This is a genomic window from Flavobacterium shii, from assembly GCF_025847235.1.
Taxonomy (GTDB): domain Bacteria; phylum Bacteroidota; class Bacteroidia; order Flavobacteriales; family Flavobacteriaceae; genus Flavobacterium; species Flavobacterium shii.
The window spans coordinates 257,427-282,777 of the sequence record NZ_JAOZEW010000002.1; the positions used below are offsets into that span (position 1 = coordinate 257,427).

Sequence of the window (25,351 nt, forward strand, 5' to 3'; positions counted from 1 at the left end):
AGATCCCATCAGTTAAATACTGGTATTGTAATTACTTATAAAAAGACCTTCAACTGAAGAGGAAATGAAATTATTCAATTAAAAAAATTAAGGTTTCAATAATTGGATATATCCTATGAACAGAATATAACAACACCAACAAATACCAATAGATTTACAGCTACAGAAAAAAGGATAATGCAATAATTATTGACCAAAAAACTAGAGTAAAAACAAACAACTAATTTAGACGATTATGGCAAAAAGCAGAGGGTTTTCAATCTATTTATTGAAGAGTACATTTTCAAATGAAAATGCACTTAAGGAAGATCATAGTTTAGAATTGTTATCTGAAGGAGTAATCAATTTGCCTGATGGAGCTTTTATGTATATAGCAGATAGACCCAGTAGTGTTCCTTGGTGGAAAAATTATTGGGGAGTACAAAAAGATTTGTATCAAATGCAAAAAGGAGCTTTAGTATTTTTGCCAATAAATAATCGTTGGGTTGTGTTGACTTTTGGAATGACTTATCATCAATTAAATGATAATTGTTATGAATATGATTTCGGATTGAGAACTACCTTAAACGCCTTAGATCCTACAAAAATAAAATCTACAGATATTCTGCAACCAGAAAATGCTAAAAGACAAAGAGTTCAAAGTCCAACCGCATCGGAGTTAAATTTCTTCGATCTTAGAAGTGATGAAACAATATTAAAAAAAATGACCGGTGCTGTAAAAGATGAATATGCAGATTTGTTTAAAAATATTACAGGAGGGAATAGCTTAAAAGTTTCTTCAAACCTACAAGCTGATGGAATATCAGATCTTTGTATAAATTTAGTTGAGATTTATGAAAAAGATGATTACAAAACCACTTTCCCTGAGTTGCAAAATATTGTACCTGTTAAAGATCCAGCACTTTTAGACTTATTGAAAAAAAATCTTATAGAAGCTTTTAATCGTAATCCTGCTCCAGTAGAATTAGTATTGAGTATTCCTGAATTATTTGATTATTCCACTGATTATAAAATAAAATTTTCTGGCGAAGGAAGATCAAATTTAGAATTTACAGACGTATATATTAAAGGATATAGAGAATATTTATTAGATAAAGGCATTGAAGAAGTAGAAGATGTTGAAAAATTCAATACTCATAAATTAAGAATATTGGATGATAATGAAATCCTCATTAAAGAATATTCTATCTATAAAAGTTTTTTATTTGATTGTGAAGTTGAAGGAAAAACGTATCATTTATGTGAAGGCGAATGGTATTTTATAGAAACAGATTTTATTATAAATTTATCTACAGAATTAGATTCAATTTTCATTGACAATCATTCCTTTTTACTTCAATGTGAGGATAAAAGAGAAGATGATTACAATATTTCCGTCAAAAATTCAAATCCCAATATTATTTGTTTAGATAAAAAAAGTATATCGCCAAACGGTCAATATCAAGTAGAACCTTGTGATTTAATTTATATTAATAATAACTATTTAGAACTTGCACACGTTAAAATATCAACACGCTCTTCTAGTTTGAGTCATCTTTTTAATCAAGGTGTAAATTCTGTACAGTTATTAAGAAGTAATAATCAGGCAAAAGATAAGCTAAAAGAGTTGGTAGAAAATGAAGTAACAATATTACCTTTTATTGATGAAGGAAAGTATAGTGTAACTTATGGAATTATTACCAAAAACGACAAAGCAAAGAAGTCTAAAAGCTTACCTATTTTCTCTCGTATAAGTTTGTTAAGAACTGTGAACGCACTAAGAACAATGAACATACCTGTTTCCGCATATTATATTTTTGATAATGTTGATAGAAAAAATTTAAATCAAGAAGAAGATTAAATAATGAATACATAAAAAATCAGACATTCAAATAGAGAGTTTGCAAAATGTATAGAAATAGTAAATTTATGAGCAACATTCAAAATGCAGAATTTGGCAGTATTGTAAAACTAATACAAGAAGCACAAAGTAGAGTAAGACAATATACTAATACGGCTTTGGTAACATTATATTTTGACATTGGTAAAACTGTAAGCCAAAAGGTAGCGCAAGGTATGTGGGGACAAGGCACAGTACAACAACTAGCCGATTATATTCAAGCTGAAATGCCTGCATTAAAGTCCTTTAATCGTAGGGGCTTATACCGTATGAAACAGTTTTACGAAACCTATTGTTTAGGGTCGGAATTTGACGCTGTATTTCAAAATATTGCCAGTCTAAATATTGAAAATCAAAACAATAAAAATGTGTCAGCACCGCCGACACATTTAAGTTTTGAATTTGTCTCAACAGCGTTGACACAAATTCAAAAACCACAAAATGAAAAAGTGTCGCCACTGGCGACACAATTAGGAAATGACGATAATAACGAAAAAACAATTGTCTCCGCATTGCAGACACAATTGAGTTGGTCAGTTCATTTAGAGATTTTATCAGCTTGTAAGTTACCAGAAGAGAAACTATTTTATTTGATTATGGCTTCAAAAGAAAAATGGGGTAAATTAGAAGTGAGAAGACAGATCGATAGTGGTTATTTTGAACGCTATGCTTTGAGCAATACAAAAATGTCGCCACTGGCGCCACAATTACCAGCCAAGATAAGCGAACACCTAAAAGACATTTATTCATTAGAGTTTTTAGAGTTAGGCGATGATTTCAGCGAAAGCGATTTACAAAAATCAATAATAAAAAACCTAAAGAAATTCATTTTAGAAATAGGAAACAATTTTTCTTTTGTTGGCGAAGAATACAGAGTACAAGTAGCTAATAGAGACTATGAAGTAGATCTCTTGTTTTATCATAGAGTATTACAATGTTTGGTTGCATTTGAATTAAAAATTACCGATTTCAAACCTGAGTATTTAGGTAAAATGAATTTCTATTTAGAAGCACTTGACAGGGATCACAAACAGCCACACGAAAATCCAAGCATCGGAATAATCCTTTGTAAAAGTAAAGACGATGAGATTGTAGAAATAGCAATGAGCCGCTCACTATCTCCAACAAAAGTAGCAGAGTACACCACTAAATTAATTGATAAAAAACTACTCCAAGCTAAATTACACGAATTGGGAGAATTGTATAATCAGTCAAAAAACATAGAGCCATAATGAGTATTCCGTCATATATAGAAGACCACATTAGTCAAATTCCAGCATTGCAGTTACTCATAAAAATGGGATATCAATATGTATCGCCAGATGAAGCAATGGAATTACGTGGCGGTAGAACCAGTAATGTATTGCTGGAACCAATTTTGAAAAAACAACTCGAAAAAATAAATAGTATTCAATACAAAGACAAAGAGTTTTCCTTTTCAGAGAGTAATATCAATGCAGCAATTATTGCTTTGCGGGAATTACCAATACAGGATGGTTTTATAAAGGCAAATCAAGCATTTTATGACTTAATAACTTTGGGTAAAAGTTTAGAACAAACCATTCTAAACGATAAAAAAAGTTTCTCTTTTCAATATATCGATTGGAAAAATATAGAGAACAATACATTCCACGTTACCGAAGAATATGCTGTATTACGTAGCGAAAGAAACGACACCTATCGCCCAGATATTGTTTTATTCATCAATGGGATTCCAATGGTAATAATTGAATGCAAAAGCAATGTGATAAAAGACCCTGTAACACAAGGAATATCTCAACATTTAAGAAACCAATTAGAAGACGGAATAAGAGGATTATACCAATATTCTAATATAGTGTTATCATTAGCAGTAAACGAGGCAAGATATGCCACGACAGCCACACAAAAAGAGTTTTGGAGTGTATGGAAAGAAGTATTCCGTACCAAGGAAGAAGGAATACAGTATGGCGATGCAATTAGACAACTAAAAAACAGCGAATTGCCTAATACAGAGCGAACAGCGATTTTCAAACAACGATTTAGCAGTGTATTACATTATTTCAATGAACTAGAAAAAGAAGAAGTAATCGTAACCGAACAAGATAAATTAGTATTCAGTTTATGTCAGAAATCAAGAATAATAGACTTGATTTTTAATTACATAATTTATGATGATGGTATTAAGAAAATAACCCGATACCAACAATATTTTGCGATCAAAGAAACACTGAAAAAAATTAGTGTTACGGATGTAAATGGCAAGCGAACTGGTGGTGTAATTTGGCACACACAAGGAAGCGGAAAATCATTGACAATGGTAATGTTGGCGCAATTAATTGCAACTCAAAAAGAAATAAAAAATCCAAAAATAATCCTCGTTACCGATAGAATAGATTTAAATACACAAATTACAGAAACATTTCAAAAATGTCACGTTGAAGTAGAAGAAGCACAAACTGGAAAACATTTAGTAGAACTAATCAATAGCCCAACGGATGCAGTAATCACCACATTGATACACAAATTTGAAGCGGCTATAAACCAATCAAAAGAAGGATTTACTTCACCCAATATTTTTGTGTTAATCGACGAAGGACACCGAAGCCAGTACGGTACGTTTAATGTAAAAATGCAAAAAGTTTTCCCGAATGCTTGTTTTGTAGCATTTACAGGGACACCTTTAATGAAAAAAGAAAAAAGTACAGCAAATAAATTTGGCGGATTAATTGATGTCTATTCTATAACGGATGCTGTTGAAGATAAGGCAGTAGTACCACTACTTTACGAAGGAAGGCATAATTTAATCGAAGTAAATGAAAAACCACTAGACACTTTTTTTGATAAAGTTTCCGAACCACTTACTCCTTATGGTAAAACAGCACTAAAAAGGAAATACAGTACAGCAAATCAACTAAACAAAGCCGATCAGGTTATTTATGCAAGAGCTTGGGATATTAGTGAACATTTCGAGGATAATATTCAAGGTACTGGTTTCAAAGGACAATTAGTAGCGCCCAACAAAACCACAGCCATAAAATATCGTGAATACTTAAAAGAAATTGGAAAAGTAAGTTGTGAGGTGTTAATTTCTGCACCGGATACAAGAGAAAATTACGAAGATGCTTTTGAGGAAAACGAAGATGTAATCTTGAAATTTCACAAAGCAATGATTAGTAAATATGGAAAACAATTAGATTATGAAAAATCAGTAATTAGTGCTTTCAAAAAGCAAGAACAACCTGAAATAATTATCGTAGTAGATAAATTATTAACTGGTTTTGATGCGCCAAACAATCAAGTATTATACATTACCAGATCATTGAAAGAGCATACTTTACTTCAAGCTATAGCAAGGGTAAACAGAGTAGCACCAGGAAAAGAATATGGTTTTATAATCGATTATTTCGGAAATTTAGAAAATCTGGACAATGCTTTAAATACATACAGCGGTTTAAATGATTTTGAGTTAGAAGAACTATCAGGAACAATAATAAACATCAACAAGGAAATAGAAAAATTACCACAAGCACACAGTGAATTATGGGATATTTTCAAAACGATAAAAAACAAATACGATGCAGAAGCATATTCTGAATTATTAAATGACGAAAGCATAAGACATCCTTTTTATGAAAAACTTTCTGCTTTTGTCCGTTTGTTCAAATTAGCAATGGCATCAATAGAGTTTAATGATATTAAAAACGAGAAAGCCATTGATAAATACAAAAAGGACAGTAAGTTTTTCTTGCAATTAAGAGTAGATGTTAAGAGAAGGTATTTTGATGATTTAGATTATGCAGCTTATGAACCTCAAGTTCAAAAATTAATAGATAAACATATAACGACGGAAGGCGAAGTATTAAAAATAACCGAACTCGTAAATATTTTTGATAGAGAAAAAAGAGAAGCTGAAGTAGAAAAAGTAATAGGAAAAGCAGCAAAAGCCGATCATATTGCAACTCGGACGGTTAAGGCAATTAATGTTAAAATGAATGAAGATCCAATCTTCTACAAAAGTTTATCGGCATTGATAAGAGAAGCTATAAACGATTATCATCAGCATCGAATTGATGAAGCACTATATTTACAAAAAGCTAAAGAATACGAAAATCAATTCCTGACAGGAAAACAAAATAATGTTCCAAATGCGATCCAAGACAAACATAATGCAATTGCTTTTTATAATCTGATAAATGCAGTTTTAGAGAATAGTTTTAGTAATGCTCCAGAGCCAAAAGAAGTACAAGCCAGTACAGCATTAGAGATAGAAGATTGTATTAAGAATATAGTGTTTGAAAACAATACACTTATTATTGATTGGCAAACCAATACGGAAATTGAGAAAGAATTGAAAAACAATCTCGATGATTTACTTTTCGAAAAACAGCAACAATACAATACGCAATTCTCATTTGATAAAATAGATGAATTGATAGATGAAGTAATTAAAATTGCTAAACTAAAATACGTTTAATGCTACAATCAATTCAACAAGTAAAGTATGGCAGCAAAAGCATTGAATATAAATTGTCTTTTGCTGAAAGAAAGTCATTAGGCATAAAAGTATTGCCTGACGGATCGGTATTAGTTATTGCTCCAAATGATACGAATTTAATAGACATCAATAAAAGGGTAAAATTAAAAGCCAATTGGATATTAAAACAACAAACCTTTTTTTGTAGTTATAAACCAAATACACCAGAGCGCAAATACGTTAATGGAGAAACACATTTGTATTTAGGAAGACAATATAAGTTACAAATCATTGAAGATATTATAAATGAAATTAAACTTTATAGAGGTGCAATGATTATGAAAACTAAAAAATCAAATCCAGAATATTTAGAAAAAAAACTAAACGAATGGTACAAGGAAAAAGCAATCTTTCACTTCGAAGAAGTGCTTGATAGTTCTATAGAAAAATTCAATAAATATAAAATTGAAAAACCAGTTTTAGATATAAGATTGATGCAAAAACGTTGGGGCAGTTGTACTAAATCAGGCAAAATAATTCTAAATACAGAATTGATAAAAGCCTCAAAAGGAAGTATTGAATATGTAGTAATTCACGAACTTTGCCATTTAGTACATCACAATCATAACAGGGAATTCTATGATTTGCAAAACATATTATATCCCGATTGGAAAAAATGGAAAGAAAAGTTAGAACACACACTGTCTTAATTTTTTTAGATTAAATTAAACAGAAATCATGTTTTTATGTCTCTCGCTAAAATTGTAGTAGAATATAAATAACTGTTTAGGTCTATAAACAGGTCCTCAAGGACCACGATAAAACTAATAAAATAGTGGGCGGTAAGCACTTCGAATCTTTATGCTAGGCACCATTTAAAATCTTTAAATCTTCCAAGAAGTGGTTCGAATTCTATATCGTCGAAGTCACATTCAAAAACAAAGTAAGCCAAAGTAATACTTTGTAATCTTTTCTGTTTTTAGTGACCGCGTGGGTTCAAACCTTATTAATTTAAATAATTTTTGATTCGTATTTTTTGAGACGCATTTATCAAATGATTGTTTATTCTTCTAATATCTTATTTAATTCCCTCACAAAGTTCGGGAATCGCTTGCGGGCGCTAGCAAAAAATTCCCCCATAAATGCAGGAAAAAAATCCTGCTTTATTGCGTTGCTTTTTGCGCTTGCTAAGCAATTCCCGGTGGATGTTCCATAATTAATTTAAAATATAGAAATTATGGAAACTTTAAATCAAAACTGGCAGACTGCATCTGAAATTGAACTGATCTACAAAACGAAAGTAAAAAACTCTGAAAGACCACAAATCAAATCTTCCAAAGATGCATACAAACTAGCTCTTTCAGCTTGGGATTATAATAAAATAGAATTCTTCGAGCAATTCAAAGTATTGTTTATGAATCAAGCTCACAAGGTACTTGGAATTTACGAAATCTCATCTGGAGGTATTACAGGAACTATTGTAGATCCAAGATTAATATTCTCAGCAGCTCTTAAGGCAAATGCTACATCTCTGATAATGATTCACAATCATCCTTCAGGAAACCTCGCAGCCTCCGAAGCCGATAAACAAATAACTCAAAAAGTAAAAGAAGCTGGAAGACTTCTTGAAATCATATTACTAGATTCATTAATTATAACTACCGAATCTTATTACTCCTTTGCAGATTAAGGCGCTTTGTAAGCGCTTTCATAACCAATGATTATTAAATTAAAAAGAAGATTATCTAAAAGATCTTCAAAAAAATTATAAACGTTTTGCAATATTAAATTAAGAAGCAGATGCAAAAATCTTATAATAGTCATCTAAAAAATGGTTAGATATTTGAATGGTTCCCGCTACTAAGACAAAGCTTCAGAGAGATCTGGAGCTTTTTTATTTTATATATTTAGTTTAATGAAACAAAAACTACTCCGTTTATCTTATTTACTTGGCTAAAATTGTTGGCATAAAGCCAGGGACATCCGTACAACCTCTCATTAAAACTCTTCGAATAACAGACATTTAAAAAAATCAATAGAAAAAACACAAGAGTATTCTTTCAAAACAAATATTTATCAATAAAATTGAAAATTATCTTTTTAATAAAAGAAGAAAAAAATCTTCTTTATCCCATTTCTTCATACAAAACAACCAATTATTAATCAAATAAATACATCTCAATTAACCCAATTTATTTATGATTGATTATTTCTAAATGTGATATTTTTAAGAATAACTAATAAAAAAATATTTTGTGTATTTTAAAATTAGTTGCACTTTTGCACCCGCATTAGAAAAGTAGGCCCGTTCGTCTATCGGTTAGGACGCATGGTTTTCATCCATGTAAGAGCGGTTCGATTCCGCTACGGGCTACTAATAAAAAGCTCCAGATTTCTCTGGAGCTTTTTTTATACCGTAAAATTTTCTTTTCTATTCTCTTAATCCTCAATCTTGCCTTCATGAAGAAAAGGAAATCACTATAAGTAAATTATATTTATACAAATAAAAAATACCTAAGACCTTTTCGCAAAAAATCAGGAAACTTTTATAAGATTTATAATTTATAAGGACTATAAAAAAATGTGCAAAGTCAAACGCATTTACACAGCATCTAGTGATATATACTTCGGGAAACAAGGATAAAAAACAAACCTCACAATTGCTTAATAATTTTAGCTCTTATAATATCTTAATTAATATTACCTACACTATTTGAGAAATCATCAAAATAGCAATAAAGGAAACTACAACAAACACTATTGAGTTGATGATTCTATCTTTTCTCTTCATAGAGTTACCTGATACATCCAAACTAGTTACATATTTTTTTCTTGTTTTATTTGCTTTCATATTTTTTATTTTAATTCACAACGTTTTGCGTTAATGTTATTGTAGTTTTCAAATTTTATCATAATGATTTATATAAAAAAACTATTTTTTGATCTACTCACAATAAAGGCAAATGGTATGCCAAAGCAATCAAAAACAAACAAAACACTAAACATCAATACATTACAAAACAACCAATATAATTTAACTTATATATACCTATCAAAATGATATGGCTAACCTATCAAAATGAAAGTGACAGTAAGCATTCATCACAAATATTCTGGATTATAAGCAATATAACCCGACTCGATAGCACAGAAATTCTTCCCTGTACGTTACAATTAAACACAAGAGGGCTTAATAAATGAATATTAAAAACAGCTTGGTTTGTGAGCACAGAAAGAATTTCCTTGCAATCGTTAGCTATATCCGAGTGGTCAAAGTATACGATTTGATTAATTTACTAAAAACATCATCTCCTAATTTTTTATTTCGCTTCTAAATCACTCGATCTCGTAATTTCATAAATGGTTTCTCAATTAATAAATTAAGCATATAAGCACCAACCAAACAGGTTAAAACACAAAAGAGCATCATTAAATTGCTATCAATTTTTACATCTTCAAGCAACTGTTGTGTTATATGAATTATTCCTTTGTGAGTTAGATAAAGAGCAAATGACAACCTCGCAATAAATATCGTTGCTTTTGATTTCCATTTATAAAGGAAGCTTGTTGGGGATATTGCACCAATTACCAAAAATCCATATCCGATAGAAACCAACGTAAATCCAAAAACCGAAGCATAAAATGTTCGTTCGTGATAACACAGGAAATAAGCAAGAGTCAAGATGATTAAACTCAATAGTATAATTAGATTTCCGGATTTTGAGATTCTGTTCCATAAATTAGGCATGAATTGATAAACTCCCGCAATTGAAACTCCAACCAAAAGGCCATCTAGTCTATTATAAGTTGGATAGTAAATGAATTTGTACCAATACATCCAAGAATTTTCATCGTTTAGTTTTGGAATATAAAGATTATCCCAACTATAAATTCTTACTATAAACCCAAGAAGAAATAAAATTATTAATAGCCAGTATGATTTTCTAAATAAATTTGTAGCTTGTAATAGTATCAAAATGATTGGTAAGAAGAAATAAAAATGCTCTTCTACACACAATGACCAGGCATGAGAGAAGGTTCCAAAATCTTTTAGATTCGTTCCAAAATTTTGTGTAAATGTTAAGAATTTCCATAGTGGCGGCAAACTTTCTTTTTCTCGAAAAAATGGAATCAAAAAATAAATCCCAACAACTACTAAGTACGCAGGAATAATTCTGAAAATTCTTTTTATAAAAAAATCCTTATATGAGATTTCTTTTCCTTGCTTAATTTTCAGGAATAATTGAGACGAAATTAGAAACCCGCTCAACACGAAAAACAAATCAACTCCTGTCCAACCAAACTTAGCATAATCATACAACCATTCCGGATGTTCAAAAATTGGATTTTGATAATGATAAAAGAATACTAAAAAAATTGCTAATGCTCTCAAATGGTCTAAACCATAAAATCTTTCTGCATTTTTATTCTCAAGAGTCACTATTTCTTTTCCTTGTATTGGTTACTATTTTTCGATTCTTATAAACTAACGCAGCCCTTTTTCACAGGAACTTTAAAAATGATTTCTCTTATCTTACTGCGGGTAGCTTTATGTAATTATAATCACTAATGTAAAACTAATTCCACAACAAATAATAAATTATTTCAAGGAATTAATACAACTATTTCCTATAATTATAAAACAGCCAACTAACTATAACTTTCGTCGAATCTCCCATATAAATAGTTCATAAACAAAACAGAAACTCCAGCGTAACTACAATAGTATAAACCTTTATTTCTTTTCACTCTCTAATCTTTTAAATTCATTTTCGATTATTAGCTTTGCTTGCTTAAAGAATGTAATACATTTTACTTCGAGGAGTTTACTATGTTCTATATTGTCTTCTTCTGCATTATCTTGCTTTGAAATCTCTTCATTTACAAACAGTGATTGGTAGAGTGTTTTTTCTTTTTCATTCGTAAAATCAAAAGGAAGCTCAACTTCTTGTGTATATTTCAAAAGAGAAAACAAATAGTTAATAGAGAAATTGATAGGATGGTAACCCAGAAATAAGTTAATAAGCCCGACCGAAATTTGTTCCAGAGCCTTATGAAAGAATACGTTTTTAATAAGAGCCGAATCCTCATTGAAACAGTTTTGGGCAAGACTAAGAAATTGTTGGGCAAGCAGCATGCGATCCTCCGAATATTTTTTTGAGAAATCAATATCCCTCTCTACATCAAAATTTTTAGTGTAAACGAGGTACAAAGGATTGTTATAGACTAAAAATCCATTTGCCATAATAGTGTCAAAAAAATACTTTTGGTTTTGGTTTTTCTTGCGTAAATAATTGGCGCTGTGGTTAAGGATTGTCACTTTATACTTGCCCTCAAATTTTTCTCGTATTAGTGCTTGTAGTAATGGTATCGCATTTTCTATATGCTCTAGATTAAGTACTAGTAAATAAAAATGATAACCAGGAAGCACTTTACTATAATTACTGTTTTTGGCAGTACTATCCTGATCATGAATCGTTGCATATCCAAAACAATATATGGCTCGTGTTTTAAAGAATTCTGTGATTACAACACTTATCCTGGAGAATGCATCATCCATGATATAATTGGATCGAATTTTACCATTGAAAATAGATTTTCCTAAAAAAGTCTGGTTATTGAGTTCCCTCACTTTTTCCTTGCATGATTTTATATATTCAAGAAATAACCTGTTGATTTCTCTTTGCATTGATTCAATTTTCACTCTTGCCACATTAATCAATGTACTATTGATATAAGCCATTTCATGATTTTGCTGTATACTGCAATACGCTTCATTAAGCATTATGAAAACTTCTTTATCTTCTTGGATATCTTTATTGAGTATATTCTTAAACGTAGGTGCAAAATCAATTACATGATCATAGTGCATTAGCAAACATGTAGAACCGATAAATTCTGGTGTAAGAAATTCCGAAGCACAGATATAAATATAACGCAAGGTTTGATGCATTATAAAGGCAGCTTCTACATTCTTATTGTTTCTTGTATAAATAGGAACGTTACGAAATGTTACCACAGCAGCTTCAAGATCCAGATAGAATCTTTTCTTGGCCTTTTTTATTAACTCTTTGGAAATATCTGTACGGGGATAGAACACTTTATTATCCGGCACAAAATAAACCAACTCTTTAAGGGTACAATGCTGAATAAAAAATGGTTTTCCTTTTTTAAATCCATACGAAGCCCAATTGAAATTGATGAACTTAAAAACAAAATCGGGATATAATTTTGTAAGCTTATAAGATGCCTCCGCCAATGTATCCCCATCCTGACTACAATTTTCTTTCAAGATAAAAGTTACAACAACTGCATTATTGCTGTCATTATAAGATATGTAAACAGCTCCAGCTTCGATAAAATGAAGTAAGTCTGTGATTGCTTTTTCCAATCTTTCACGATGGGGATTGCTTTGCGCTATTTTCATTGGATAATCCATAATTTATTTTTACATGTTAAAACAACCCTCTTTTTAATGGTTATCTATACTCCCCCCTATAACCATTTAAACATTAATAAACATGAAGCTGCTTGTCCATATTTTCGACCAAACCGTTAATGATACTTAGGTCTTTGGCATATTTCTTCTTTTTTTTTGTACGTTTGTCTAATACTTAATACTTTTCTTATAATATTACAAATATATAGAGTATATTCTACATATTGTAATAAAAGGAGTGAATAATCTATAAAAATATACAATGATTGTCAATAGAATACTACAACTTATTAAATACAAAGGGATTAACAAGAGAAAATTTTACCTTGAAACAGGCCTTTCTAATGGTTATTTAGATAAGGTTAAGGATGTTGGCGTATCAAAAATAGAGCATATACTCAATACCTATCCAGATGTTAATTCAGAATGGTTAATTACTGGAAGAGGAAACATGATTATAAAGCCATTTCCTATTGGCGAAGAGTTGGATATAGAAAATGCTTTGGTTCAGGAACCAAATAGTATTTATAAAGTAAAAACACAAAAACAACAAGTACCGCTATACGATGTAGAAGCTCCTGCAGGAATAGTTTCTTTGTTTAAGGATTCCAGTCAAGCAGCATTAGATTATATATCGATTCCTAATTTACCTAAGTGCGATGGTGCAATTTATGTAAATGGTGATAGTATGTATCCACTTTTAAAGAGTGGAGATATCATCATGTATAAGAAAATAAATATCGCTGCAGAGAATATCTTTTGGGGAGAAATGTATTTGGTTTCTTTAACGACTGATGATCTTGAAGAATTTGTCATGGTAAAATGGGCGCAAAAATCTGACAAAGGTGATGATTGGATAAAATTGGTAAGTGAAAATCCTCAGCATCAACCCAAGGATGTTAATTTTAAGAATATCAAAGGACTTGCCTTAATTAAAGCTACAGTGAGAATAAACGCTACATATTAAACTTATTACAAAGTCTTAAAGATGCCGTTTTAGGAGCTATTCTCTTTACATCTTAGTATTTTTACAAAACAAACAAAGCTTCAGAGAAATCTGGAGCTTTGTTTGTTTTGTAGCATTCTCATTTAAGTCTGACTCAAAATAAATTATATATTAGCTAAACAATTAACATCAATCACCTTAGCTATTTAGACCAAAACCACATGATCAAAAAAACCATAATCTTACTTGGCTTTATCATTCTAAAATTTGTTTTACAATACACCCTAATAAGCCCCGAATACGACTTACAACGTGACGAATACCTACATCTCGATCAGGCACATCATCTAGCTTGGGGATATTTATCGGTTCCACCTGCAACATCATGGATTTCTTATATTATAATGCTACTTGGAAATTCCGTTTTCTGGATTAAGTTCTTCCCAGCACTTTTTGGCGTTTTAACACTTATAATCGTCTGGAAAACTATTGAGAAACTCTACGGAAATTTATATGCCTTAACTCTAGGTGCAACATGTATTATATTTTCGTCATTGTTACGAATAAATATACTTTACCAACCCAACTCTTTGGATGTATTGTGCTGGACAGGATTTTATTATATCATAATTCAATACATCACTACCGAAAAACCGAAATGGCTTTATATAGGAGCAATTGCATTTGCCCTTGGTTTCCTCAACAAATACAATATTCTTTTCCTGCTTGTAGGCTTACTTCCTGCACTTTTACTTTCGAAACAAAGAAAAATACTTACAGAGAAAAAGCTTTATTTCGCCTTGGCTTTGGGATTAATATTAATTCTACCTAATCTTTTATGGCAATACAACAACCATTTTCCAGTTGTTCATCACATGAAAGAATTAGCCGAAACACAATTGGTCAATATGGATCGTTTTGATTTTTTGAAAAACCAATTGCTTTATTTTATAGGTTCCTTTTTTGTAATTCTTGCAGCTTTATATGCCTTATTATTTCACAAACCTTTCGAGAAATATAAGTTCTTTTTTGCCTCAATTATTTTCACTCTTATTGTTTTTATATACTTCAAAGCCAAAGCTTATTATGCCATTGGTTTATATCCTATTTATATTGCCTTTGGCGCAGTTTATCTTTCTCAAATTTTAAAAACAGGCTGGAAACGCTATTTACAACCTGTATTCATCATTATTCCGCTATTGTTTTTTATTCCAATGTACAATTTGTCATTCCCCAATAAAAGCCCAGAATACATTATAAAACATCCCGAAGAATACAAAAAACTAGGTATGCTACAATGGGAAGATGGTAAAGATCATGACTTGCCACAGGATTATGCCGATATGCTTGGTTGGAGGGAACTAGCTCGTAAAACCGATTCTGTTTATGCAACTATTCCTAATCCAGAGAAGAAGAAAACCCTGGTTCTTTGCGACAATTACGGTCAGGCAGGAGCTATTAATTATTATACCAAAAAAGGAATCAAAGCAGTTTCTTTTAATGCCGATTATGTAAATTGGTTTAATCTCAAAATACAATACACCAATTTAATACGAGTTAAGGAATACCACGAAAAGGACAACGAACTTGCAGAAACTGGCCCTTTCTTTAATTCATCTGTAGTCGCAGATTCTATCACAAATAAAAATGCCAGAGAATACAAAACAACCATATTTGTATTTACTGGTGCAAAAATAGATATCAATAAGAGAATTATTGCCGAGATTAAAGAATCTAAGAAGTTTTGAGGAAGGTTCTGAGGCACAAAGGCTCTGAGGTTTCTTTGGTTTGTCAGAAGACAAGGCTCAAAACTTTAAAGGTTCAAAACTCTCGTAATATTATACTCAAACTTGTCATCCTGAGCGGAGTCGAAGGACCGCAAGCAGCTCGACACAGTTTGAGGAGCTATTCGCGGAATTCTTCTACTCCGCTCATAATGAAAATATTATATTCAAACTAAACCTTTGTCCCTCAAAACCTCAGTACCTTCCTCAAGCCATAAACAATGCATGCTTATTATAGTTATACAATACCAAGTCATAAGGTACCAAGTTTGGTAATACTTTTTCGGAAGTAGGATCGAATTTAATATTATTTACTTTTCTGAATAAGTAAATATCTTTTAAACAATTGGATAAACTCTGGTGTATCATTGATGAGGTTATTGGTAATTTATTATCTCCCACCAATAAATCTATTTGATAATTGGAACTGGATTTAGAAAGATTATTACCTATTATTCTTATTTCGAAAGTTGTGGGTTTTCCGTTATGTTCCCCTTGATATTGTACTCTCATAGTTTTATCAGTTTAAATTAAATACGATTTCGGTTATAACAAGATGCCTAATGCTCTTTTTTAAAACATAAATTTACTAATAAAAATCTTTTTCATTCTTAATTAATTCTGAAATATTTAAAATATAAATACACTTAACTCATCATTATCCTATTCAAGAAAACTCATAATAACAGATTAACAATACAACTGCGAAGTCATTAATTTGTTTCCTGAGTTAGCTGCAATTCCCCTCTTACGAAATCGATGTAATTAACGTTTAATATTTCATTAAATTTGGGCAACTAATATTAAACCTAATTTTATGGAAATGAACTTTTTAGCATTTTTTATTGCTGCGCTTTTTACACTTGTTATCGGCTTTATTTGGTATAGCCCAAAAGTTTTTGGAACAATCTGGATGAGAGAAGCCAGAATTAATCCTGAAGATCTTAAGAAAGGAAGTATGCTTAAAATTTTCGGATTAACGTATGTCTTTTCATTAATGATTACCATGGTTGTTTCGGCATTGACAATCCATCAATCGGGTGCAATAGGAATGGTAGGCGGACCACCGATGATAGCAAGTGCAAAACCATCTTTTGCAGCTTTCATGGCCGACTACGGAACTGCGTATCGCACATTTAAACATGGTGCTTTACATGGCTTTATATCAGGATTATTTTTTGCTTTTCCAATGATAGCAATTAATGGTTTATTCGAAAGAAAATCATGGAAATACATTTTCATTCATGCTGGATACTGGATTGTTACCCTCACAATAATGGGAGCAATTATTTGCGGATGGGCATAAAATTAATACCATAAAAATCCGTTTGATGTTGAAATTTCAAACGGATTTCTTTTTTTAAAACTTTCTATAGCAAAACAGAGTCTAAATTGTAATATTCTGTTATTATTAAGTAAATTTGAACAATATAGTACCTTACCTTGAATATATCTTATTCCTTCCAGATTTATAACAATACAACATCGCTTCCTGCAACATGGGATACCTTGGCTATAGATAATATTTTCTTATCCAGAGAATATCTCGAAGTACTAGAAAAATCGGCTCCAACCAATATGATATGTCATTATATCGGACTTTTTAAAGACTCCGATTTAGTTGGCATAGTACTCACCCAGTTTTTGGATTCGAATAAATTGGAATCATTTGGAGAACGAGATCAATGTTTAAAAACTTCTGTTCGTAATTTTACTTTCAAAAAGTTTGCTTCACACGTTTTGTTTGTTGGTAATAATATGCTAACTGGTCAAAATGCCTTTTCATTTTCTGATAAGATAATTAAAACAAAAGCGATCAAGTTAATGCATAAAGGAGTTAATGCATTAAAAAAAGATTTTAAATCGAAGGGTAAAAAAATTCACATTACTACAATCAAAGATTTCTCGGCAACAGAAATTGATCTGCTTTCGACCGAATTTAAAAAAGGATATACATTTTCGATTCAGCCTAATATGGTTTTTAAAATCGATGAAAACTGGAAAAGTGAAGAAGATTATATTAATGCTCTATCCAAAAAATACCGAGACCAATATAAACGTACCCGCAAGAAAGCTATTGGAATCGAAAAAAGAAAAATGAAACTAAGTGATATCATCGCTTTTGAAGATACCATTTATGAATTATATCATCATGTAGCCCAAAATGCCCCTTTCAATACTTTTTTTCTAGCCAAAAATCATTTTAGGGTTTTTAAAGAAAAACTACAAGGCAACTTTCTTTTTTACGGCTATTTTATTGATGAAAAACTAATTGGTTTCAACACTTTAATTAAGAATGGAACTTCAATGGATACTTATTTTTTAGGTTACGATGAAAGTATTCAGCGCGAAAGAATGTTATATTTAAACATGCTGTACGACATGATTGCACATTCTATAAATAAAGGATTTAGTGAAATTATTTTTGCCAGAACTGCGCTTGAAATCAAAAGTTCTGTGGGTGCAAAGCCTATTAAAATGTACGGACTTATCACACATAGCAATGCTTTAATCAACCATAATATTGCTAAATTGTTCAATTATCTCGAGCCTAAATCAGATTGGCAGGAACGGAATCCTTTTAAATAATTACATATAATTTTTGATAAAGATTCGAATTTTGCCAACTGTTTTTAAGGAATGGCAATTTTCATTTGCTTATGCAAAATATGAATATCCAATTCTGTTTGGGCTCCGCAATATTCTCCATCAATTTGAAAACTAACCGGATAATTCGTTTTCATAACAGCTTTGTCTGTCGAAATAATCACAATATCATCCGAGTCTATAGGCATATTCCCTGTAATTATTTTGCCCAGAATTATTAGATCCAGATTTTTTAAAACAACCAATTCAAATCTGCCATCATTTACTGCTCCGCTTGGATTAATTACAACACCAGTCCCATATTTTTGAGAATTTGCAATTACAACCATTCTTGCTTCGTGTTCTTCGGTTTGGTTATTCGCTGTAATAGAAACGACAAAAGACTCTCCAGATTCCTTTATCGTAGTGTAGGCTTGCGAAGCGTAACCCCAAAATCCTCTTAGATTACTTTCTTCATAATTCTTGATTAAGTCGGCATTGAGTCCAATATCGCTTAAATGAATACTTTTTTTTCCATTGATGCAAATCATATCCATTTCGATATAGTTACTATGAAAAGCAATACTTAAATTCTCATCGAGTGTTCTAGGCAAATTTAAATCCACAGATAATCCATTGGCAGATCCAGCCGGTAATATTCCGACTATGACATCATACTTTTCCATTGCCTCGGCGACCATCTTGACTGTTCCATCACCGCCGGCAACAATAATTCTGGATGGAAAATATTGATTATACAATGCTCTTATTTCGGTGATATCATTTGCTCCTGTGGTTTCATAGACTTTTAAATCAACATGACAACTTACAGCATACGATTTTACTATCGAAACAAGTTCGGACTTATCCAGATCTCCAGAAATGGGGTTTACAACAAATAAGATATTCCTTTTCAAATTTTTATCTTTATATTTATTCAAAAGTAATTACACTAGTTATTCCAAAAGTACGCAATTAATGAAGCCAATTTTAAAATTATATCGCGGTTATGCTAATGATCAGGAACTAATTGTTATGGGACATGTGTTTAAACCTTCCTCTAGTAATGATTATGATTTCCAAAAGAAACATTTTAAAAATGCAACTTCAGTAATTAAACTTTTTCAGATAAAAACAATCCCAAATCATGATGTTTATTTAAAACATGGAGATCGACAAATTCACACCAAAACTCTCGATGATGGTTTTTTTAAATTCTGCATTCCGCTAAAGAAGCAAACTGGATTTGGATGGATGGATTACCACGTTAGCATTACTCATAAAAATGAAACAATAACTTGTGCCAGCACTTTCATAAGACCTCACGAAGGTGATCTCGGAATCATCTCGGATATCGATGACACTTTTCTGGTTTCGCACACGCATAATTTTTTCAGGAAGTTATATATTCTTCTATTTAGAAACGTAAATGATCGCAAGATATTCGATGAGGTTGTACCACATTATAAAGCATTAAGTTCGGCTGGAAGAGATAACAAAAATGAGAAAAATGCTTTTTTTTATATCTCAAGTAGCGAGTGGAACTTATACCGTTTTATTGTTCGATTTGCCAAAATACACGAATTACCAAGAGCCGTAATATTATTAAAAGATATTAAAACTGGATTAACCGATTTTTTTATGAGCGGTAGAGGAAATCACGATCATAAATTTGAAAAAATCAAACATGTATTAGAATTTTACCCAAATCTTAAATATGTTTTATTGGGTGATGATTCTCAACATGATCCAATATTATATGAGAGGATTTGCAAAATATTTCCTGTAACCGTAAAAGCAGTTTATATAAGGCAAACCGGTAAACACAAAAAAGAAGCAACAAAAGCTATTCTGAAAAATTTAGAAAACCTCGAAGTTTCTGTTTGTTATTTTAAAAATAGTAGCGAAGCAATAGAACACTCCAAAAAAATTGGGATTATAAAGTAATTGGGCTTTGGGCTTTGGGCTTTGGGCTTTGGGCTTTGGGCTTTGGGCTTTGGGCTGCGATTATAAACATTGAAACTGTCACTAAATACTGTAACTAGCCCAGATTGTAGTGGAAAGCCCGGAACAAAAAAAACCGCATTTCCTGTTTTAAAAAAGCGACTTTAGAAGCTCTTTTTATAACAATGGAAATGCAGTTTTTTTGGTGAGGACTTGTAACGAAAAGCTGGATTAGCTCCAGATTATTTTCTTTTTATTTTAGATTGTCTATTTCTTCCTGAACAACTTCCCATTCTGAAAGTAATTTATCCAGCTCGGCTTTCTTTTTATTGTATGCCATAAAGAAAGAAGCATCTTCGATATGCTTGTCATAATTAGAAGCCAACATTTTATCGTCATGCTGAATGTCTTTTTCTAATTGTTTAATCTGACTTTCTACCTTGCTCAAGCGATTTTGCAATGTTTTATTTTTCTTTTGATCTTCGTAAGAAGCTTTATTGCTTTCCTTAGGTGCAGCAGCTTTTATAGCATCTTTTTTCTCTACTTCACGCATATTTTCCATATTACGTTGCTCTAAGAAATAGTTGATGTCACCTAAATATTCTTTTATTTTTTGATCCTTGAATTCATAAACTAAATTGGACATTCCCTGAAGAAAATCTCTATCGTGAGAAACAAGTAATAAAGTCCCACCAAATTTTTGAAGCGCAGCCTTTAATACGTTCTTAGACTTAATATCCAAGTGATTTGTAGGCTCATCCATTAGCAAAACGTTTATAGGTTGCAACAACAACTTACATAATGCCAAACGGTTTCTCTCTCCTCCAGAAAGTACTTTTACCTTTTTCTCTACATCATCTCCACGAAACAAAAATGATCCAAGCATATCGCGCACTTTAGATCGGTTCGTATCCATTGCAGCGTCTTCCATTGTTTGCAACAATGTGATTTCACCGTCTAGATATTCGGCTTGATTTTGAGCAAAATATCCTAACTGAACATTGTGTCCTAATTTTATACTTCCCTGATATTCGAATTCATCAACAATTGCTTTAATAAAGGTTGATTTACCTTGCCCGTTCTGTCCCACAAAAGCAATTTTGCTTCCACGTTCTACCAACAGGTTTATATCTTTAAGAATAACTTTATCTCCGTAGGCTTTAGTAACATTTTCAGCTTCTACTACTACTCTACCTGGTTCTTTTGAAACTGGAAATGTAATATTCATTACCGAATTATCATCTTCATCAACTTCAATTCGCTCTACTTTATCCAGTTTCTTGATAAGAGACTGCGCCATAGAAGCTTTCGAAGCTTTGGCACGGAATTTCTCAATTAACTTCTCTGTTTCTTCAATTTTCTTAGCTTGATTTTTCTGAGTTGCCAATTGTTTTTCACGAATTTCATGACGTAACTCTAGGTACTGAGAATATGGTTTATTAAAATCATACGCTTTACCTAATGAAATCTCGATAGTTCTATTGGTTACATTATCCAAGAACATTTTATCGTGTGATACAATTACCACAACTCCGGGATAATTACGCAAGAAACTTTCTAACCAAATGATACTCTCGATATCCAAGTGATTCGTAGGCTCATCCAGCAATAAAATATCATTGGCTTGCAATAATAATTTTGCTAATTCGATACGCATTCTCCATCCACCAGAAAAAGTTTCGGTTTGATTATTAAAGACTTCTCTCTTAAAACCTAACCCTAAAAGGATTTTTTCTGTATCTCCTACATAATTATAACCACCTAATAATTCGAAACGGTGTGTATAATCGGATAAATCTTCGATAATCTGACTGTATTCTTCGCTCTCATAATCGGTTCTGGTTACCAATTGATGATTGATTTGCTCTAATTTTTTCTCTACAACTTTAATATCTGTAAAAGCTTCGTAGGCTTCTTCCAATACTGTTCTTCCTTGTTCAAAATCAATATCCTGACGCAAGAACCCCATTCTTACTTCTTTTTCGGTCGCAATTTGTCCTGAATCTGGTTTAAAATCTCCTGCCAGAATTTTTAACATTGTCGATTTTCCAGCACCATTTTTCCCAACAAGACCCACTCGATCTCCCGCACCTAATCGAAAAGTAACTTCCTCGAACAAATAAGAACCCCCAAACGAAACAGATAAATTATGTATATTAAGCATTTATTGTTATTTTATAACTAATTGATTGTGTAATCTTTTTTGCAAAATCTGCTATCATTTATCAATAAAAAAATAGTAGCCTTACATTGTATTTTTAAAAGTGCAAAGGTAGTGAAAAGGAATGTATTATTATATATAGATAAAATACGGTTTTTACAATCCATAATATAAGCTTAAAATAGCAATGCTTTTATTATATTAAGAAGTGAAAATTGTTAATGTCATGGTCAATCATTATCTTTGGTAGATATTCTCCTATAAAGATTCTAAACTTTAATAGTATCTACAGAATAGCTACACACTGCAAAAAAATATTCAAAATGTTCAAAAAAGGATCTAAACTAAATAGTATTATAAAAGGAACTTGCCCAAGATGTCAAAATGAAAGCATGTATTCTGATAAAAACCCACTACATCTAACCAAGGTTTTAAAAATGAATGAATCTTGCAGCCATTGTGGGCTTAAATACCAGATTGAGCCTTCCTTTTTTTATGGAGCAATGTATGTAAGTTACGGATTAAACGTAGCATTAGGAATTGCAGCTTTTATCATATCCTACGTTTTCCTGAGCTCTAGTATCGAAGCTTCTTTTATAGCAATTGTAGTAACACTTGTTGTGTTATTTCCTTTTGTATTGAGATGGTCGAGGAACATCTACATTAATATGTTTGTTTCTTACGATCCAACTACTAATATAAAATAATAACGATTTTAAAAGGATAAGCAATCACACCATTTTTTTGATTGATTACAAAGATTAACCATATAAGTTATCTAAGCTCATTTAAGAAATACCTAAACTTATATTTCCTTAAATAACTTACATGGTTCAAACAGTAAAGTTTATAATTAAAACAACAACCATATAAGTTTTATGTAAGTCATTTAAGAAATATGTAAAATTTATATTTTCTAAAATGACTTATATAGTTCAAAAAAACCTTTAGCAAAAAACTATTGAGTAACTTAACAAATTACTTGTTTTTCTTTTTGTAAAAACGCTCAATATTTATCTCCGCATCTAGAGGAATTTCATTTTCAATACTTTCGAATAAAGCTTTTGCCATTGCAGGTCCAAGCATCACACCTCGAGTTCCTAATCCGTTAAGAATATGAAGTGAATTATGCATATTATGCGTTCCTACCAAAGGTCTTCTATCTTTAACAGTAGGACGAACACCTGCAAAATGTTTCACTATCTCAAAGTCACAGGTAATAATTTCATGAATGCGATCTAAGAGTTCCTGTTTACCTTCTTCTGTAGGCAAATCTGTTTTATCTTTCCAATTGTATGTTGCGCCTACTTTGAACAAATCATCCCCTAATGGCAATATAAATACACTTGTATTAACTATTACATCAAGGTTAAGGCTTGGTGCTTTTATAATAAACAATTCTCCTTTTGTCCCATCCAAAGGCAAATCATTAAAAAAGGGATTTTTATGCAACCCGAAACCTTCTGCAAAAACAATATGACGTGCCTGAATATTTTTATACTGAATACCCGCATCCAAAAAATCAATTTGATTATAATCAAATGATTCTTGCAGCAACAAATCATTCGATAATAAATAAGCCCTATACTTTTGCAATAACAAAGCGGTATCTACATAACCCGTATGTAAAACTTCACCATAATCATATGGAGAATCAATACTACTATACTTTTTAGTAATTAATTTAGTAGATAAAAAAGGAGCTAAATTTTTCTTATCCGAAGCACTAAACCAATTATTCTGTTCTTCAATTGAGAAAAACTTTCTAAGAATTGGAAGTTCAAAATTAAATTTACAAGAAAGCTTTTCTTCGATTTCTTTATAAAAAGAATCCATTAAAACAAGTTGTGATTGTGATTGCCAAACCTCACTAAAGCGTTTTAAAATAACCGGATTATATAATCCTCCTGCAATTTTTGATGAATTTTGAGATTCATCATCTATCACTAAAATAGATTTATTATGCGACAATGCTTTTTCAGAAAAAGAAATCCCTGCTAATCCTGAACCAATAATTAAATAATCAATCATTATAAATAAATTAAGCTGCGGTCATTAATTGTAAATAAAAAAACTCTTACCATAAATGGTAAGAGTTTATATTAAAGAAGGAAATTAATTTTAGTAATTCCACATATCTGATTCGAAATTTCTAATTTTCTCTTTCACTCTCTCAGATTCTAACAATTGATTCTGAGCGTTATCCTTCATGTATTCTTCGATAGCTCTGTCTCCATAAATATTTTCTTCTTTATAGATTGTACTATTAAAACGTCTAGAGTTTAAGATTTGATCAAAAGAAATTGGCATTGCAGAGTTTTTGTCATTAAAAGCTTTAGCTTCATGCAAAACATTTCTAGCATCTGGGAAGAATACCCAAAACAACTCAATATAATCTTTCTCTTCACTATTAATCGTATAAACGTCTGGAGTAACAGGACAGATTCCTAATAAACGATACTTCAATTCACTTTGACGTTTATCAAAATACCAATACCCTTTAATTTTATATTCTGTAACATCCTGAGCTGTTAAATCAGTTTTCAAGATATATTCAGAAGATATAGTTTTAGATGGAGGAACAGTAACAGTTTCTGTAGTTGTCACTTTGTTTTTTCCTTTACCAGTAGTCTTCTTTTTTTGAAGCGTTTGTGTAACATACGCACCTGGATCCTGATTCAATTGCTCTCTACCAGCATCTGTTGTATCGATACGTGATAAAGATGCCTGAATATCTTTCATAGACTTTTTGGTATTGAAATAACTATCAGTGTAAACCTCAGTAATTTTACCATTTTTAATCGCTTTTGTCAAAACATCGTACATAGAACGTCTGTCTGAACCGATATTTGCAGTATCAATTGGAAAATACATAGAAAAGTTGATTTTCTCGTTCAAATCAATGATCTCCCAAGTTGTTTTCCCCATCAAAACATCTCTGTCATGAACATAACCATAAGCTAATGGTTTGTCATTATCAGAAATAAGTTGTGCTGGTGTTTTTAAACCAATTTCGGCAGGTGTTTTTGCATTAAGCAAATTCGATTGCGCAAAAGAAGAATAACTCCCTGCAACAGAGATAATAGCTATTAAAAAATTTCTTACATTCATCATGGTATCAGTATAAGATATTGAAGTAGTTTACTTTATAGAACT

The 25,351-nt window shown here is 31.4% G+C and carries 19 protein-coding genes and 1 tRNA gene; 12 read left to right on the forward strand and 8 right to left on the reverse strand.

Translation table 11 applies throughout. The features are described 5' to 3' along the window. Positions 1–235: 235 nt before the first annotated feature. The 6 genes from OIU83_RS03180 (at position 236) to OIU83_RS03205 (ending at position 8,709) form a co-directional block, all read left to right on the forward strand. Positions 236–1,840: a DUF6119 family protein gene (locus OIU83_RS03180; protein ID WP_264204822.1), complete on the forward strand. Its 1,605-nt coding sequence runs from the start codon at positions 236–238 to the stop codon at positions 1,838–1,840. Positions 1,841–1,908: 68 nt separating this feature from the next. Beyond that, positions 1,909–3,111 carry a PDDEXK nuclease domain-containing protein gene (locus OIU83_RS03185; RefSeq protein ID WP_264204823.1) on the forward strand — a complete coding sequence of 401 codons (1,203 nt, stop codon included), beginning with the start codon at positions 1,909–1,911 and terminating at the stop codon, positions 3,109–3,111. Continuing rightward, positions 3,111–6,335, forward strand: a complete 3,225-nt coding sequence (locus OIU83_RS03190) for a type I restriction endonuclease subunit R (RefSeq protein ID WP_264204824.1) — start codon at positions 3,111–3,113, stop codon at positions 6,333–6,335. The genes OIU83_RS03185 and OIU83_RS03190 overlap by 1 nt, the downstream gene beginning before the upstream one ends. Further along, positions 6,335–7,045, forward strand: a complete 711-nt coding sequence (locus tag OIU83_RS03195; protein ID WP_264204825.1) for a M48 family metallopeptidase — start codon at positions 6,335–6,337, stop codon at positions 7,043–7,045. Before OIU83_RS03190 ends, OIU83_RS03195 begins: the two co-directional genes overlap by 1 nt. A 527-nt stretch (positions 7,046–7,572) precedes the next feature. Next, on the forward strand, positions 7,573–8,025 hold the full coding sequence (locus OIU83_RS03200; RefSeq protein ID WP_264204826.1) for a JAB domain-containing protein: 453 nt from the start codon (positions 7,573–7,575) through the stop codon (positions 8,023–8,025). Positions 8,026–8,637: 612 nt separating this feature from the next. After that, positions 8,638–8,709: transfer RNA gene (locus OIU83_RS03205), tRNA-Glu, on the forward strand. A 330-nt stretch (positions 8,710–9,039) separates the two neighbouring features. On the opposite strand, the gene OIU83_RS03210 is transcribed toward OIU83_RS03205, so the two are convergent. The 3 genes from OIU83_RS03210 to OIU83_RS03220 form a co-directional block, all read right to left on the reverse strand. Continuing rightward, a complete protein-coding gene (locus OIU83_RS03210; protein ID WP_264204827.1) occupies positions 9,040–9,186 on the reverse strand; it encodes a hypothetical protein in 147 nt (48 codons plus the stop codon). Positions 9,187–9,666: 480 nt separating this feature from the next. Continuing rightward, positions 9,667–10,776 carry an acyltransferase family protein gene (locus OIU83_RS03215; protein WP_264204828.1) on the reverse strand — a complete coding sequence of 370 codons (1,110 nt, stop codon included), beginning with the start codon at positions 10,774–10,776 and terminating at the stop codon, positions 9,667–9,669. Between the two features lie 294 nt (positions 10,777–11,070). After that, the gene (locus OIU83_RS03220) at positions 11,071–12,762 is read right to left on the reverse strand and encodes a hypothetical protein (RefSeq protein ID WP_264204829.1); all 1,692 of its coding nucleotides are present in this window, start codon (positions 12,760–12,762) and stop codon (positions 11,071–11,073) included. 274 nt (positions 12,763–13,036) lie between these two features. On the opposite strand from OIU83_RS03220, the gene OIU83_RS03225 reads away from it, so the two are divergent. Together OIU83_RS03225 and OIU83_RS03230 are read left to right on the forward strand one after the other, a co-directional pair. Continuing rightward, on the forward strand, positions 13,037–13,741 hold the full coding sequence (locus OIU83_RS03225) for a S24 family peptidase (protein WP_264204830.1): 705 nt from the start codon (positions 13,037–13,039) through the stop codon (positions 13,739–13,741). Positions 13,742–13,941: 200 nt separating this feature from the next. Next, positions 13,942–15,468: an ArnT family glycosyltransferase gene (locus tag OIU83_RS03230; RefSeq protein ID WP_264204831.1), complete on the forward strand. Its 1,527-nt coding sequence runs from the start codon at positions 13,942–13,944 to the stop codon at positions 15,466–15,468. Between the two features lie 243 nt (positions 15,469–15,711). Here OIU83_RS03230 and OIU83_RS03235 read toward each other — a convergent pair whose 3' ends face one another. Further along, positions 15,712–16,017, reverse strand: a complete 306-nt coding sequence (locus OIU83_RS03235) for a hypothetical protein (protein WP_264204832.1) — start codon at positions 16,015–16,017, stop codon at positions 15,712–15,714. A gap of 304 nt (positions 16,018–16,321) precedes the next feature. Here OIU83_RS03235 and OIU83_RS03240 point away from each other — a divergent pair, with 304 nt between their 5' ends. Next, entirely contained in the window at positions 16,322–16,810 is a 489-nt protein-coding gene (locus OIU83_RS03240) for a DUF1761 domain-containing protein (RefSeq protein ID WP_264204833.1), read from the forward strand. A gap of 137 nt (positions 16,811–16,947) precedes the next feature. Then, positions 16,948–18,093, forward strand: coding sequence for a GNAT family N-acetyltransferase (locus OIU83_RS03245; protein ID WP_264204834.1), 1,146 nt, complete (start codon positions 16,948–16,950; stop codon positions 18,091–18,093). Between the two features lie 44 nt (positions 18,094–18,137). On the opposite strand, the gene OIU83_RS03250 is transcribed toward OIU83_RS03245, so the two are convergent. Beyond that, positions 18,138–19,007: a diacylglycerol/lipid kinase family protein gene (locus OIU83_RS03250; protein ID WP_264204835.1), complete on the reverse strand. Its 870-nt coding sequence runs from the start codon at positions 19,005–19,007 to the stop codon at positions 18,138–18,140. Between the two features lie 61 nt (positions 19,008–19,068). Between OIU83_RS03250 and OIU83_RS03255 the strand changes: the two genes are divergently transcribed. Beyond that, entirely contained in the window at positions 19,069–20,037 is a 969-nt protein-coding gene (locus OIU83_RS03255) for an App1 family protein (RefSeq protein ID WP_264204836.1), read from the forward strand. A 250-nt stretch (positions 20,038–20,287) separates the two neighbouring features. Here OIU83_RS03255 and OIU83_RS03260 read toward each other — a convergent pair whose 3' ends face one another. Continuing rightward, the gene (locus tag OIU83_RS03260) at positions 20,288–22,198 is read right to left on the reverse strand and encodes an ABC-F family ATP-binding cassette domain-containing protein (protein WP_264204837.1); all 1,911 of its coding nucleotides are present in this window, start codon (positions 22,196–22,198) and stop codon (positions 20,288–20,290) included. 320 nt (positions 22,199–22,518) lie between these two features. On the opposite strand from OIU83_RS03260, the gene OIU83_RS03265 reads away from it, so the two are divergent. Beyond that, a complete protein-coding gene (locus tag OIU83_RS03265) occupies positions 22,519–22,902 on the forward strand; it encodes a DUF983 domain-containing protein (protein ID WP_264204838.1) in 384 nt (127 codons plus the stop codon). Between the two features lie 271 nt (positions 22,903–23,173). Here the strand turns inward: OIU83_RS03265 and OIU83_RS03270 are convergent, their stop codons facing one another. Together OIU83_RS03270 and porN are read right to left on the reverse strand one after the other, a co-directional pair. Next, a complete protein-coding gene (locus OIU83_RS03270; RefSeq protein WP_264204839.1) occupies positions 23,174–24,226 on the reverse strand; it encodes an NAD(P)/FAD-dependent oxidoreductase in 1,053 nt (350 codons plus the stop codon). Between the two features lie 90 nt (positions 24,227–24,316). Next, positions 24,317–25,306, reverse strand: coding sequence for a type IX secretion system ring subunit PorN/GldN (porN, locus tag OIU83_RS03275; RefSeq protein ID WP_264204930.1), 990 nt, complete (start codon positions 25,304–25,306; stop codon positions 24,317–24,319). Positions 25,307–25,351 lie beyond the last annotated feature (45 nt).